Annotated in this window: 15 protein-coding genes; 8 read left to right on the top strand and 7 right to left on the bottom strand. The window is 41.5% G+C overall.

Annotated elements, in window-relative coordinates; genetic code table 11:
- Nucleotides 1–5: 5 nt before the first annotated feature.
- Nucleotides 6–824, top strand: a complete 819-nt coding sequence (locus ABG082_RS16855; protein ID WP_007497568.1) for a flagellar hook-basal body protein — start codon at nt 6–8, stop codon at nt 822–824.
- 14 nt (nt 825–838) lie between these two features.
- Here ABG082_RS16855 and ABG082_RS16850 read toward each other — a convergent pair whose 3' ends face one another.
- The gene (locus ABG082_RS16850; RefSeq protein ID WP_046526709.1) at nt 839–1894 is read right to left on the bottom strand and encodes a tetratricopeptide repeat protein; all 1056 of its coding nucleotides are present in this window, start codon (nt 1892–1894) and stop codon (nt 839–841) included.
- Between the two features lie 219 nt (nt 1895–2113).
- Between ABG082_RS16850 and fabZ the strand changes: the two genes are divergently transcribed.
- Together fabZ and mscL are read left to right on the top strand one after the other, a co-directional pair.
- Complete coding sequence (gene fabZ, locus ABG082_RS16845; RefSeq protein WP_007497564.1) at nt 2114–2548, top strand: 3-hydroxyacyl-ACP dehydratase FabZ; 435 nt, start codon at nt 2114–2116, stop codon at nt 2546–2548.
- A gap of 126 nt (nt 2549–2674) precedes the next feature.
- Nucleotides 2675–3070 (top strand): large conductance mechanosensitive channel protein MscL, encoded by a 396-nt coding sequence (mscL, locus tag ABG082_RS16840; protein WP_007497563.1) that lies wholly within the window; start codon nt 2675–2677, stop codon nt 3068–3070.
- A gap of 192 nt (nt 3071–3262) precedes the next feature.
- Here the strand turns inward: mscL and ABG082_RS16835 are convergent, their stop codons facing one another.
- Complete coding sequence (locus ABG082_RS16835) at nt 3263–3673, bottom strand: YwpF-like family protein (protein ID WP_003215215.1); 411 nt, start codon at nt 3671–3673, stop codon at nt 3263–3265.
- 117 nt (nt 3674–3790) lie between these two features.
- On the opposite strand from ABG082_RS16835, the gene ABG082_RS16830 reads away from it, so the two are divergent.
- The 3 genes from ABG082_RS16830 to ABG082_RS16820 all read left to right on the top strand — a co-directional run bounded on the left by ABG082_RS16830 (nt 3791) and on the right by ABG082_RS16820 (nt 6341).
- Nucleotides 3791–4147 (top strand): hypothetical protein, encoded by a 357-nt coding sequence (locus ABG082_RS16830; protein ID WP_008343305.1) that lies wholly within the window; start codon nt 3791–3793, stop codon nt 4145–4147.
- 391 nt (nt 4148–4538) lie between these two features.
- The gene (locus tag ABG082_RS16825) at nt 4539–5399 is read left to right on the top strand and encodes a Cof-type HAD-IIB family hydrolase (RefSeq protein ID WP_025208115.1); all 861 of its coding nucleotides are present in this window, start codon (nt 4539–4541) and stop codon (nt 5397–5399) included.
- 153 nt (nt 5400–5552) lie between these two features.
- Entirely contained in the window at nt 5553–6341 is a 789-nt protein-coding gene (locus ABG082_RS16820; RefSeq protein WP_017360015.1) for an STAS domain-containing protein, read from the top strand.
- A 73-nt stretch (nt 6342–6414) separates the two neighbouring features.
- Here the strand turns inward: ABG082_RS16820 and ABG082_RS16815 are convergent, their stop codons facing one another.
- Both ABG082_RS16815 and ABG082_RS16810 read right to left on the bottom strand, forming a co-directional pair.
- Nucleotides 6415–9192, bottom strand: coding sequence for a DEAD/DEAH box helicase (locus ABG082_RS16815; protein ID WP_348936296.1), 2778 nt, complete (start codon nt 9190–9192; stop codon nt 6415–6417).
- Entirely contained in the window at nt 9179–10786 is a 1608-nt protein-coding gene (locus ABG082_RS16810) for an SWIM zinc finger family protein (protein WP_008343292.1), read from the bottom strand. Before ABG082_RS16810 ends, ABG082_RS16815 begins: the two co-directional genes overlap by 14 nt.
- A gap of 186 nt (nt 10787–10972) precedes the next feature.
- On the opposite strand from ABG082_RS16810, the gene ABG082_RS16805 reads away from it, so the two are divergent.
- Both ABG082_RS16805 and ABG082_RS16800 read left to right on the top strand, forming a co-directional pair.
- Nucleotides 10973–11116, top strand: a complete 144-nt coding sequence (locus ABG082_RS16805; RefSeq protein WP_003214884.1) for a hypothetical protein — start codon at nt 10973–10975, stop codon at nt 11114–11116.
- A 114-nt stretch (nt 11117–11230) separates the two neighbouring features.
- Nucleotides 11231–12550 carry a UDP-glucose/GDP-mannose dehydrogenase family protein gene (locus ABG082_RS16800; RefSeq protein ID WP_156060534.1) on the top strand — a complete coding sequence of 440 codons (1320 nt, stop codon included), beginning with the start codon at nt 11231–11233 and terminating at the stop codon, nt 12548–12550.
- Between the two features lie 40 nt (nt 12551–12590).
- Here the strand turns inward: ABG082_RS16800 and ABG082_RS16795 are convergent, their stop codons facing one another.
- From ABG082_RS16795 to ABG082_RS16785, 3 genes are read right to left on the bottom strand one after another with little or no spacing between them, the layout of a single operon-like run.
- The gene (locus ABG082_RS16795; protein WP_007497548.1) at nt 12591–13124 is read right to left on the bottom strand and encodes a chromate transporter; all 534 of its coding nucleotides are present in this window, start codon (nt 13122–13124) and stop codon (nt 12591–12593) included.
- Complete coding sequence (locus ABG082_RS16790) at nt 13124–13684, bottom strand: chromate transporter (protein WP_041091499.1); 561 nt, start codon at nt 13682–13684, stop codon at nt 13124–13126. The genes ABG082_RS16795 and ABG082_RS16790 overlap by 1 nt, the downstream gene beginning before the upstream one ends.
- A gap of 37 nt (nt 13685–13721) precedes the next feature.
- Complete coding sequence (locus ABG082_RS16785; RefSeq protein WP_017360010.1) at nt 13722–14198, bottom strand: Lrp/AsnC family transcriptional regulator; 477 nt, start codon at nt 14196–14198, stop codon at nt 13722–13724.
- Between the last annotated feature and the right edge of the window lie 114 nt (nt 14199–14312).

Below are 14312 nucleotides of genomic sequence, written 5' to 3'. Positions count from 1 at the left end.
TTCTCATGCTTAGAACGATGATCAATGCAGCTGTGTCGATGAACGAGGTGCAAAAGCAGCTTGATATCATTAGTAATAACATCGCAAACAGTGAAACAACAGGGTATCGTGCGAAAAACACCCGTTTTTCAGAGCTGGTCAGACAACAGTTTAATCAGGTAGATGAAAAAAATGAGCAGGTGGCAAACAGTCGTCTGACACCTGCTGGTTTAAGGCTTGGAACTGGTACGATGGTTAATGCATCCATTAACTCATTGCAAGGGTCTATTAAAGAAACAGGCCGTGACCTTGATGTTGCATTTGGTGCGCCATCTCAGTATTTGCAGGTCAATGCTGGCGGTAACATCCGGTATACAAGAGATGGCTCTCTTTATTTACAGCCAGGAAATAATCGGAATCAAGTCCAGCTGGTGACAAGCGAAGGCCATCCGATTCTTGACGAAAACGGGAATGAGATTGTCTTAAATGCGAATTTCCGTGATATTTCTATTGATAAAAATGGCCGGCTTACAGCTATATCTCGAGGCAATCAACCGAATCAGCAGGTGAATCTTGGGGTTGTTCAAGTGAATAATTCTTCAGCACTCATCTCTGAAGGAGAAAATTTGTTCTCAGTCGACGGCAACTATCAAGGCGCTTTAACGGCACTGAATGGGGCAAACCGTCAGGCCATTCAACTTCAGCAAGGTGCACTTGAAACGTCGAATGTGGACATGTCTAAAGAATTAACAGACCTCATGACAACACAGCGTTCGTATCAGATGAACTCAAGAACCATTACGATGGGCGATCAGATGCTAGGACTCATTAATACCATTCGATAATGAGCAGGCGGATGTCAGCCTCTCATGATAAAAAAGGCGGCTCGCTCAAAGTCGCCCTTTTTTTTATAAAAATCTGAGACATCTGCAAGCAGATCTTCAAGATCAATCCAGGCTTCTTTTCGTTCAAGACATGTGACGAGTGTAGCAATCTGTTCATCTGCCTTGGGCGTTTGGCTGTAGAGAAGGAATAAAATTTGGAACTTGATTCTTAATAGATCAAATTGGGCATCAACGGCTTCTTTTAGCCCTTTTTGAATATATTTCATTCCTTCATCAGTTAAATTCTCTTTAAAGCAGGAACGCACAGTTTCATAGAGACACGATACATAGGAGTGGGCAGATTTCCGGTATGCTGGGAGCCGAAGCGCTTTTTTAAAGTATTCTAGTGCTTCCTTATGACGGTTTTGTCTTGACTTGATAAAACCAGCGTCATAATACACGATACCAAGCAGTTCTTGGTCATCAATCATTTTCACGTATTCGATAATTTCAATAAAAATAGCTTCTGCTTCTTCATATTTTTTTTGGTCACTAAAGTTAAGTGCGAGCACAATTTTGCACCGATAAATGCTGTGGATATCCCCGTGCTTTGCAAAGATATTCATGGCTTTTTCAACATGTCGAATGGATAACAGTGAATAGCGGTTGTTATAATAAACACCACTTGTACGGAAATGAAACTCCGCTTCCTCTAGCTCATCGTCTAGCAGGGGCAGTTTCTCTTCTGCTTTTTCAAGATAATGAATGGCATCATTTTGATCGCTCTTTAAAGATTCGTATAAACCGAGAAAAAAGTAAAAATAATATTGTAGTTGATCGTTCATTTGATCTTTGTGGAGCATGAGTTCATGCTTCAGTTTTTCTAAGTCTTCTGTTTGGTTCATCCAGAGCTGGTGCCGAAAAAGTATAAGCTGATAATGTAAATGAAGCTCCTGTTTCTTTGACAATCTACGTTTATATTTGGTTAAGGACGTTTTGATCTCTTCAGCCTTCGAAAAGTGTCGATGTTTTAGCATTGTATACCACGAATGGAGAAGTTTTTTAATGGATTTATCGCTTATAAAATTCATTTTTACCCTCTTATTCAATCAATGATGTAATATATATTACCATATTTGTGAAAAAACGATGAGTGTAGAGTGGATTATATTTCATGACAATAGGTAATAATAGATGTTATTTTTTGCCATAATTGTTGGCTAGACATTGAAAAATGACTGCATTCATAATATACTTCAATAGGAATCAAATGAAGATTAGCGATATAGAAAAGAAGGAGAGATCAAGACATGCTTGATGCTCAGCAAATTCAAGACATTATTCCACACCGTTATCCATTTTTATTGGTTGACCGTATTTTAGAAGTTGATGGTGAGAAAAGAGCGGTTGGAATCAAAAATGTCACAGTAAATGAAGAATTTTTTAATGGCCATTTCCCAGGATACCCCGTCATGCCGGGTGTGCTTATTGTAGAAGCGCTTGCTCAAGTTTTTGGGGTTATCATGTTAGGTAAAGAAGAGAACAAAGGGAAAATTGGATTGTTTGCAGGGATTGACAGCTGCCGATTCAAAAGACAGGTCAAGCCAGGCGATCAGCTACGTTTAGAGGTTGAAGTCACGCGTCTTCGCGGTCCAGTTGCCAAAGGAAAAGCAGTTGCAACAGTAGATGGCGAAGTGGCATGTGAAGCAGAACTGACATTTTCTATCGGTCCGAAAGTATCGTAATATGTCTGACGGTTCATCATGTATGAACCGTTTTTTATATGGAAACATTCAGCCAAAGCGGATAAGGACTTGCTTTTTTGACAAAAAAACGTCATATTAGACAAAAAAAGATGAAGGTGATAAAGAATGCTGAAAGAATTTAGAGAGTTTGCCGTCAAGGGGAATGTGATTGACCTTGCTGTCGGTGTCATCATCGGGGGAGCATTTGGCAAAATTGTCACTTCTCTTGTGAATGATTTAATTATGCCGCTTGTTGGTATTATTGTTGGGGGGCATGATTTTAGTGGATTGTCTATTAAAATCGGTTCTGCTCAAATTTTGTATGGAAGTTTCATTCAAACAGTTGTCGACTTCTTGATTATCTCCTTTTCCATTTTTATCTTTATTCGTTATTTAAATAAATTAAAACGGAAAAAGGTAGAGGAAGAAGAAGTGGTTGAAACGCCAGATCAAACGGAAGTGTTGTTAACCGAAATTAGAGATTTATTGAAAAATCAAAGCCAATCGAAAGATGTGCAATAGAAAAAGAGCGGCTCATCCCGCTCTCAGCGTGTAGACAAACCCTCGCATTCTTTGTCAGGGCTGTGCTCCGGTGCTCGCCCTTCCTTGACTTCAAAGGTTTTCTATCACGCTGAAAAGGAAGACAAAGGGCTAAAATAAAGTTCATTTTAGCCCTTTGTCAACCATCTAAGAGCGGCTCATCCCGCTCTTTTTTTATGTGTTCTGTTTAAAAGCATCCAGCAGTTTTTCTCCTGACAGCCCCTCTTTGACGAGGTCTTTTAATACTTCTTCGGTTTCTGTTCTGTAACGATTTGTGATCATTTTACCGTCGAGTAATACAGATATGTTTTCTTCTAAGGCAACGATGTTTTTGACTTGGACCGATAGATGAACAGGGCGGTTGTTTTCTTTTGTAATCGTCACGAGAATCTTTACTTCTGTATGCTGCTGGAAGAGCACCTCAAACACTTGTCTATGCTTCTTTGGAATCAGTGCCTCGATCATCCAGTGATTTTCGCCATCTTCTTTATTAATGATTAAGCCGTCACGAAGGGGAATGCTGGACATTTTATCTTGCTTTGGATCAAGTTCGATTTTTAAATCAATCAGCCTAAAGGTTTTCATATTTATCACCTCACAAGCGTTCATTATTCGTAAGTATCATTATAGCATACAACATCTGTATAAATGAAACCGCTGCCTACTCAGAACTAGCTGCATATAAGTGAAAGGAGATGTTTTATGGAGTCCTATCAACTTCGAAACATACATATTGGTGAGGAAAAGGAAAGCAATGTGAGGGTCTATACATGGGGAGACATTCTCTCATTTTGTGATGTGTATATGGAAGAAGGGGAGTCCCTCACTTTTCAATACGTGACAGACGATCAAATGGACTGTTTTGAATTTCAATTGTCCATTCATGATGGAAGGCTTTGTTTTTATTGGTTTGCGTGGGACGGGTCTGACTATATTCACATGCCTTCTAGTAATTGGATTCATTCAGATGTTTTTTATCAATTTATGAAAAATAAGTATTTCGTCAAACAAAATAAGATGATGTTTTATACGCAAGCGGTAAAAAGTAAAAATGATTGAGAAAATAAAGAATTTGAAGAACGATTTTGTCATTTTCGTTTTTTGTCTCTTGTGCTATTTCTCAGTAGACTAGGGTTAACTGAAAGGAAAGGAGGCAAAAGGCAAAGGTCTAGCATCTCGCGGCCCCCCTCTAGCTATAGCTGATAGACTTTGTCTTGTACACATATCCACTGCGTAATAGTAGAACCAATGTTTCTTTGTATCAGTCATGTGTCCTCTGTGAATCCCCTTATGCGTATCCGGTCATGTAGCGTGACCGGGTACTCTTATATTCATTGATAAGCCGATCATCCCTTGCAAATAGTGGATACTCATTTCATAATGATGATGGATTTGATAAACGGAAGGTCAACTGAAAATGAAGGCAAAAAAGGAGAGACCGATGACAAACATTCAATTAATCGCAACGGATTTAGACGGAACTTTATTGAACAGTGAGCACAAAGTGAGTCAGGAAAACGAGCAGGCGTTAAAGGAAGCAGCAGCGAGCGGGATTGAGGTTGTCGTTTCAACAGGAAGAGCGTATTTTGATGTGAAATCTATTTTTGATCAGCTTGGGATGAATACGTGGGTCATCAGTGCAAATGGAGCTGTGATTCATGATCCCAAAGGTCAGGTATATCATTCGGCTGTTCTAGAAGAAGAAAAAGCAAAACACATCTTATCATGGCTTGAGGAGCGTGATTATTACTATGAAGTGTTTACGAATGAAGCCATTTACACACCAAACCGCGGCAGAGAGCTTCTGGCGATAGAAATGGACCGCTTAAAGAGTGCAAATCCAGAAACGGATCAGCGTGTTCTTGAGCAAGCGGCTGAAGTTCAATACAGCCAGTCAGGTTTTGCTTATATTGATACATATCAAGAATTGTTTCGTGAGGATCAGAATCTTTCGTTTTATAACATCTTAGGTTTCTCATTTTTTCAAGACAGATTGAAAGCCGGATGGGATGCGTTTGGACATGATTCTGAATTAACATTGGTTAGTTCGGCTGATCATAACTTTGAAATTGGTGCAAAGGAAGCGTCGAAAGGGCAGGCGTTAACCAGGCTGGCAGAAAAGCTCGGTATTCCATTAAGCCAAACAGCGGCTGTAGGAGACAGTTTAAATGATGAATCGATGATTCGGGCAGCTGGGGTTGGAATTGCAATGGGGAATGCGAGAAAGGATATAAAAGAATTAGCTGATCACGTCACGTTAACAAATGATGAACATGGTGTGGCACATATGATTCAACATCTTTTGAAATAATTGAATCGTATGGATTTGTATAAATGACATAGGATGAAGCGCATTCTACAAAAGAGGAATTCAGAACTACTTCTATTTACACCTGCTATGGAACATCATATAATTTAATTATGAATATAACCCGCTTGTAAGGAAGTTAAGGAGAGTAAACGAATGGCGCTGGAATCTTATAAGTCCGACAATCTGCATTTAATCAAGGAAGCCTTAGACTATACTCAGGTTGGCCTGACGGTGACGGACCCGTCTTTACCTGATAATCCTTTAATATATGTGAACAAGGGCTTTTTAGATATGACAGGCTATCAAGAAACCGAAGTATTAGGAAAGAACTGTCGTTTCCTTCAAGGAGATGAAACTGAACAGATTGCTCTCAAACAAATTAGGGCAGCCATTGAAAACAAAGAGGCTGTTACTGTACAGTTGAAAAACTATAAAAAATCTGGTCAAATGTTTTGGAACGAGTTAAGTGTGGCGCCTCTATGGATTGATGAAAATGAAGGGAAACGCCTTTATTTCGTCGGTCTGCAAAAGGATGTTACGAAAGAGAAGGAACAGCAAGAGCTTCTTGAGCAATCTATTGATGAAGTATTGAATATTTCTGTCCCGATTGTTCCGGTGAAGGATGGAATTTCTGTACTGCCGATCATTGGTACGTTAACAGCACCAAGATTTGATAAAATCATCTCAACAGTCTCCACTTATATCTCTCAATCCAAAGACGATTACTTCATTGTGGATCTGTCTGGTTTATTAGAGGTGGATTCATTTGTGGCGGATGCGATCTTTAAGCTGAACGATTTGATTTTAATGACTGGCACAGAACTGATCGTGACAGGTATTAAACCCAATCTTGCGATGAAAATGGGAGAAATGAGAGAGGACTTCCGTGAGTTGAATACGTATATGAATGTGAAATCTGCATTGAAAAAGCTGCAAATTTAAGCATTCCTTTATATGAGATTAAAAAAAGAGGACTTTTCATCACGCCCTGAGAAAAGTCCTCTTTTTGCTGTCATTAAGATGATTGAGCGGCTACACTTAACGTGAATAAATCTTCTAGTTCGTTCGTTGACAGCTCTGTAATCCAGCTTTCACTTTGGATAATTTGATCATTTAATGTTTGTTTTGTTTCTAGCATTTGATCAATTTTTTCCTCTATCGTGCCGGTTGTGATCATCTTATGGACGTGAACAAACCGCTTTTGCCCGATGCGGTAAGCACGGTCTGTTGCTTGGTTTTCTACAGCAGGATTCCACCATCTATCGTAATGAATGACATGATTGGCGGCGGTTAAGTTTAGTCCGGTTCCTCCTGCTTTTAAAGAAAGAATTAAGATGTTGAACTCTTTTTTCTGGAAGCGTTCCACCATTTTGTCCCGATCATGTTTTGATAAGCTCCCATTTAAAAATTGAACTGGTTCTCCAAACATCTTTTCAGCCAGCTGTTTGATCATGTTGCCCATTTCAATATACTGCGTAAAAATGAGACAGCTTTCTCCTTGTTCGTGTATGGCTTTTAACAGCTCTGCTAATTTATCCATTTTTAATGAACGTTTCAACAATTTCACATCTGTTCCGCTCTCTTTTAAATAAAGAGCAGGGTGATCGCAAATTTGTTTGAGTCTGCCAAGCATACTTAAAATGATGGCTTTCCGCTGCATCCCTGTTAATGAGGCCATATGTTCGAATGTATCTTTGACCAGCTGTTCATATAAAGATGCCTGCTCTGCAGATAACGGGATGAATTCTTTTTCTTCTAGTTTCTCTGGCAGATTGAGTGCGACTTCTTCATCTTGTTTTGTTCGTCTTAATAAGAATGGCTTGATCAGCTGCTGCAGCTGTTGGATTCTTTTTTCTTCACGGTCTTTTTCAATCGGAAGGACGAACTTTTTATGAAAACTGGTCAGGCTGCCGAGATATCCTTTGTTCACGAAGTCGAAAATAGACCAAAGCTCTGTCAAACGGTTCTCCATCGGTGTCCCGCTGAGGGCAATGTGGTGCTGTCCTTTTAATTGCCTAATGGCTCTCGATTGTTTCGTATGGGCATTTTTAATGTTCTGGGCTTCGTCTAAGCAAATGGTATTCCATTTGGCTGCTGTTAATTCATCACGGTCAGAATGTGAGAGACCATACGAAGTGAGGACGATATCTGTTGACTCGTATGCTTTTGTAAAGTTCTCACCTTGTGGACGTGACGGTCCATAATGCAGAGCGACATTTAAATGTGGTGCGAATGTTTCAAGCTCTCTTTGCCAGTTCCCTAATACGGAAGTCGGTGCAATGATGAGAGATGGAGCGGCGTCTTGTTGATGCTCCTTCAAATAGGTGAAATAAGCGATCATTTGAATCGTTTTTCCAAGTCCCATATCATCTGCTAAACAAGCCCCGAATCCATGAGACCTTAAGAACAGAAGCCAGTTGACACCGTGCTGCTGATACGGGCGCAGTGTGCCCTTAAAGGACTCACTCATCTCGTAGGATGGTAGCTCCTGTGTATCATTTAACTGATGAACAAGCCCTCGTAATTGAGACGAAAGTTCAAATTGAATATGGGCAAAGGCCGAACTGTCTAGCAGCTCAGGAATCGACTCAGAAGAGGCCTCTTGGTCTGCGAGTTCACGTGACAAAATATCCGACATATGAAGTCCTTCGTTCTCAGCGCGCTCCATCCATTTCTTCATTTGCTGGATAAAGGTCGGATCGATTTTAATCCATTGTCCACGAATATTGACAAGACGACGTTTACTTTGAACAAGCTCGTTGAACTCATCTTCTGTCAGCTCAATACCGTTTGTGGCAAAGCGCCAATTAAAGTCCATAAGGGCATCCATTCCAACGTGCGATTCGCCTCGTGGTGTGGAGGAAATCCGTGCTTTTAGCATCATGGTGCTTTCTTTGACGATCTGCCACCATGATGGGAGCAGGATCTCAATCCCCATGTTCACAAGTGTTTCACTCGCTTCAGATAGGAAGAGCCACGCTTCTTCTTCTGACATGAGGGTGGTACCAGATGTAAATGAGAGCCAAGGGACAATCTGACCGAACCGCTCCAGCTCTCTGGTGATTTTTTCTTGAAACGGACGCCATGATTTTTTTAAAGAACGGATGCCTTCAAAGAAATGCAGATCACTGTTTTTCTTATCACGCAAAAACAATTCAATTTTCCAATCATCCCCGTCGAAATCAGGCTCATTTAAACGCAAGCCGACAGTGAAAGGCGTCTCATCATCAATCCAGCCGATCGTTTCCAAGAAATCCTGTTCATCTAAAAAATGTCCTTGGAAGGAGGAAAGAGCAGGCGATTGTGCAGTCATTCGGTTCCATTTGTGCTGCAAGGCATCATCATATTGAATGTAATCCTGTACGGCAAAGGAGAACCAATCAGCTGTGTAGCCATCTAACAGGCCTTCTTTGTCTTTAAAGCGAAGCATTCCTTTTGTCCATGCCTCGAAATCTGGGACAAAATCTTCATCCTCGATGAATTCGTAAATGGTTGAGGCTGTTTTCATAAGCGGCTCTGTTTCATCCGTTAACGTCACATGGCTGAAAGTATTGAATGAATTTTTCCCTAGCAATTCAACGGTCATCCAAGGACTTAACAGGAAGGCAGGTGTGCCAATAAAGCTCACATCTTCTAAGAATGTTCCGTAAAAAGATGATTCGTGCCATTGGAAAAGCTGCCTCTTCATTTCATTTAGCGGTACAGGCTGTCCGTCCTCTGCTTGCGCTGAAATGGTGAAAGAGAAATCTTCGGTTTGTTCTGCATGAATGACAATTTGTTTATGGCGTGTCATCAATTAATTTTCCTTTCTTCATTTCCTCTTGGAACGCACGCAGCCGTTTTGTTGAATCTTGCAGCTGCTGTACATATCTTTCCCACACCGCGTTTTTTTTCGTTTTATGATAAAGCGTACGCAGTTTTTTGAGCATTTTCACAGATTCCCGGTAAGCACTTCGATTCTTTTGATCGAGAAGCAGTGAGATTTCCCGGTGGTACGAAGGAATGAGTGCTTCAGGCTCTTCCTTTGCAATCTGTTTGATCAGTTCTTTCTCCAATTCACTGATGGAGAAACCGACGAGGCTGTGTATTTCAATCCATTCTGCATAGCGTTCTTGTGCATATAAGAGCTGACTATATTCAGTAAAGGCATAAGGCATACAGATTTGGAGATAGCGTTCATACAAGAAATGATCTTTCGTCTGTTTAAAGTACGCGTCTAAATAAAAGAAGAAATCGCTGACGGCTCCACGCAGTTCTCTATAAGATAGGTCAAGCTGGCAATATTCTTCTAATACATATGTGATCTCTTGATACCAAAGTTTGAGACGCTTCCAGTCCTTGCGGTTTGTGAGATCCTTTAGCCAATTGAGCACATTTGGCAGCATATCTGCATTGAGCAATTTTAATTGCTGGAAGAGTCTTTCGTCTTCTTTTAGCAAATAATCCATATGCATCAGCCCAATGGTGCGCTCAACCGTTTGCTCCTGCTGTTGGGCGCTCTTGAGTAATTCTGTTTCTTTTTTGACCCATTTCCCTCTATTTAATATAGTTCCCCACATTTCCATAAAGACCGCAACTCGTTCATGCTGGAAAGGTCCGCTGATTTGAAGAAGTGTCCGAACGGCAGTTGGTGTGTTTTCAAGAAACGGATCGAGGGAAAAGGAAAGGGCGTATGTCCTCAAATGATCCACTGAATCAAAAATGGTGTTCATGAGCTGTTCTACATATGGATTCATCGAATAAAAGTCTTTTTCGGCATCAAGGCGGCCGAGGTCGATTAGCTCATGGAGCCTTAACCACACATCGATGGACGTATGAATCGCATACAAACTCTTGAATTCAGGTGAAGTGGGTGCGTGTTTTTTCAGGATCGATAAATAGCCATAATACAAATGCTGTGGCGTTTGCTGGTGTTTCGGTGTCCGTTTCAGCCAGAGGTGAAATTCCTCCTGGAAAAAATTCAGCCAGCTCTGAAGTGATTGTTCATCTGGGCGCTTCACTTGGAAGTGCTGGCGAATGAGTTCTTTGCTGCGCTGTAATTCATCCTTCTCTGACCAATTTTCTGTAAAGCCGGTCACACTCTCTACTTGAGCGTATAGCGAAAAGAAGACAGCGAGGATATGTTTACATAGTCCATCAGCTGGACATGAGCAGCTGCTTCTCACTGGAAACAGCACATGAAGGTGGACTCTTGCTGCCACGACATCATGTACATAAGCTGACCATTCGGTATCAGACTCTTGCTTGAGCCGATATACGCTGTCCTGTCTATAAGTAATCAATGCTTTTTTGATGAGTTGCTTGTTTTCATCTGTTGCAGGAAGAAGTTCTTTGATCTGTTCGGCTGTTTGTTTGATTTCTTCTTCGTTGATGTTGTGCTGAAGCATTTGATCCGCTCCTAACCAAGTAAAAGATTCCAATTCTTTTATTATAGCTCAATGGTGATTTATAAAAAAGTTTTTCATGAAAATGGTCATAAATTTCAAAAGCTGTCGAATGATGTATTAGAGTATTGCATAAACCAACCATACAGCATATAATATTGAAATTAGTGGAATCGAAAGGATACAGACATGGATAATAAGGGTTTAAATCAAGAAGAGTTTTTAAAGATTTTGATGTACGCTCATGATATTGGTGAAAATTCAAATGATGTCACAACAAAAGAAATGCTTGAAAATTTGATTGCTCATATTCGAAATGGCCTTGTTTCATAAAAGTAGCCCCCTGCTCTCTCAGCAGGGGGTTTTTGTATGCTTTTATGAATGGAACGAAAATCCCCGGCATACGATGACATTACAAGCATAAGGAGTATGGGGAGCTGATGTGACATGAAGGTTGCGATTGCAGGCTGTGGGTATGTAGGGCTTGTCACAGGTGTGTGTTTAGCAGAGGCGGGTCACGACGTGACATGTATGGATATTGACCGGCGGAAGGTCATGCAGCTGAAGCAAGGGAATCCTCCGATGTACGAGCCGGGATTAAAAGAACTGCTCAAACGGAATATGGAGCAAGGACGCATTCGTTTTCATATTGATGGAGCGTCAGCCTATTCGCAGGCTGACGTGTTAATGATTGCTGTCGGTACCCCGCAACAGGCAGACGGTCAAGCTGATTTGCAGTATGTCTTTCAAGCGGCAAAGGAGATGGGCTTACAAGCAAAGCCAGGCGCAGTGCTTGTCGTGAAAAGTACAGTGCCTGTCGGAACGGGCGATCAAATTGATCATTTGATTCATCACGTGTTAGGTCGTAAGGAGCCATTATCTATCGCATCTAATCCAGAATTTTTACGAGAAGGGTCTGCTATCTCAGATACGCTGCGAGCGGATCGGCTGGTGATTGGAGCCGAAACAAAGAACGGATTAGATCAGCTAGAGTCTATGTATGCGGATTTCCACATTCCATTCGTGAGAACAGATCGGAAAAGCGCAGAGATGATCAAATACGCATCAAATGCATTTCTTGCCACAAAAATCAGCTTTATGAATGAAATTGCTTTGATTTGTGGAAAAACAGGAGCTGATGTTGAGAGAGTTGCAGAGGGGATGGGACTCGATCAGCGGATTGGTGCTTCGTTTCTTAGGGCAGGCATTGGTTACGGAGGTTCCTGTTTTCCGAAGGATACAAATGCCCTTGTCCAAATTGCAGGGCATGTGTCCCATGATTTTGAGCTATTGAAGGCTGTTATCAAAGTCAACAATGAGCAGCGGGCTACTTATATTCGAAGTGTGAAGGAGCGAATGGGAGAAAACTTGGAAGGGAAGAGAATGGCCCTTCTTGGCCTTTCATTTAAGCCGAATACTGATGACATGAGAGAGGCGCCGTCGATCCCAATCGCTCATCAGCTCCATCAATTAGGAGCGGAGATCGTAGCCTATGATCCTGCTGCCGCTCGCAATGCAGCTCAAGAACTGCCTGATCAAGTCCTTTTTGCTCAAACGATTGAAGAGGCGATCAAGGATGCTGATGCTGTCTGTATATTAACTGAGTGGGCGGATATTCAGTCCTTTCCACTTTCAGCTTATAAAGATTTCATGAGGCAGCCGATCATTTTTGATGGCCGGAATTGTCATACGCTTGAAGCGGCAGAAGCAGCTGGTGTCGAGTATCATTCTATTGGGCGCAGGCCTGTCTCTCCTATTTATATGTAATGAGAAAAACCGATAACTTCACGTGTTATCGGTTTTTGCGTTAATGCGGAAGAATGAATCCGCCATATAAAAATGCAGCCACTATCAGAAAGGCAGGGTGCAATTTGAATTTGGTCATAAAGAAAAATGAAATGGCGGCAATGGCAAGTGATTGCGTCCAGCCAATGGCTTTCACGGCATCTCCGCCAATTTCCCATGTTAATAAAAGCATCATCATCGCAATGACAGGCTGCACAGATAAGGTCATACCTTTGACGACAGAAGATTGGCGAAAACGATCAATGAGTTTTAGCAATAAAATCAATCCAATCGCAGACGGCAGGACCGTCGCAAGCAGTGCAACGATAAAGCCTGGCCATCCCATGACATCATAGCCTACATAAGCCGCAATTTTCGTAGCGATTGGACCTGGAAGTGCGTTGGCTAATGCGAGCATATTGGAGAACCCTTCGTTTGTCATCCAATGAAAATGATTGACGATTTCTTCATAATTGAGTGGAATGGAGGCAGGTCCTCCACCATACCCTAACAGATTGGATAAGAAGAATGCCCAGAATAAAAAGAGAATCAGCATCACGAAGACACTCCTTTCTCTTTATTTGTTCGATTCCAGCGATCTTTCAGTCTAAAATGAAAGGCACCATAACATAAAAAGATGATGACAATGATTCCTGGATGAATCGAGAGTACTTGAAGACCGACAAATGCCAAAAGGAATAGGGCGATTCCGAAGATCATGCCGAAGCCCTTCAACGCTTTTTGTCCAAATTCATATGCCATCATTCCTAACAGAACGGCAATCACTGGTGTCACAGCACCGATCATATTTTGAATGATGACTGAAGAGCTTAAGACGCTGACAAGTGTAACAAGTGCCACCATAGCGAGACATGTCGGTAAAATATGTGCAGCTGTTGCAACAATGGCGCCAGATACACCTTTTAATCGATAGCCGAGGTATGCCGACATTTTCGTAGCAATCGGTCCAGGTAATGCGTTGGCGATGGCGAGTGTTTCTCCAAATTCGTCATCATTGATCCATTTGTATTTGACGACCGCTTCATGGCGAATGAGCGGGATCACAGAAGGTCCTCCGCCAAATCCCAGAATACCGGTTCGCACCATGGCGATCATGAGTTCAAGATATGATTGCAAGTGGTTCAACTCCTATCTACAATTTCATGCCCATTCGGCTTTTGTATCGTTTAATGAGCATTTGACAGTCAACACTGACAACGCCTTCAAGCGGGTACAGCTTCTTTGTCAGGAACGTCTCCATTTCCTGTTCATTTTGAAAAATGCCATGCATATGCAGCTTGCTTGGTCCTGTCATATGATAAAGGCTTGTGACGGCTGTTTCCTGCTCAAGCTGAAGGGCGACTGTTTCTAAACATTTCGGCTCAACCTCTACGTTAAAAAAGACAGAGACATGAATGCCGATCTTTGCTGGATTAATGACAGCGGTGAATCGTTCAATGACACCTGCTTCAATGAGCTGCTGAATACGGGCTTGTACAGCAACACGGGAAAGGCCGACTTGTTTCCCTAGATCTGTATAGGACATACGCCCGTCCTCGTGTAATAAGGAAAGAATTTGTTTATCTCTTTCATCTAATGTTAAGTTTGGAATGCGATATTCATGTGCCACCGTATAACCACCTTTCTTCTGTTGATATTCTATCATATTTCATTACGAATAGAATGTCTGATTTTTAATTGAATAACGAAATGAAATAATAAAGGAATATAAAACATCTTTTTG

The organism is Bacillus sp. BS1807G30, from assembly GCF_040047675.1.
Taxonomy (GTDB): domain Bacteria; phylum Bacillota; class Bacilli; order Bacillales; family Bacillaceae; genus Bacillus; species Bacillus altitudinis.
The sequence above is the reverse complement of the archived record's forward strand: the minus strand, read 5'-3'. Positions and strand labels throughout refer to the sequence as shown.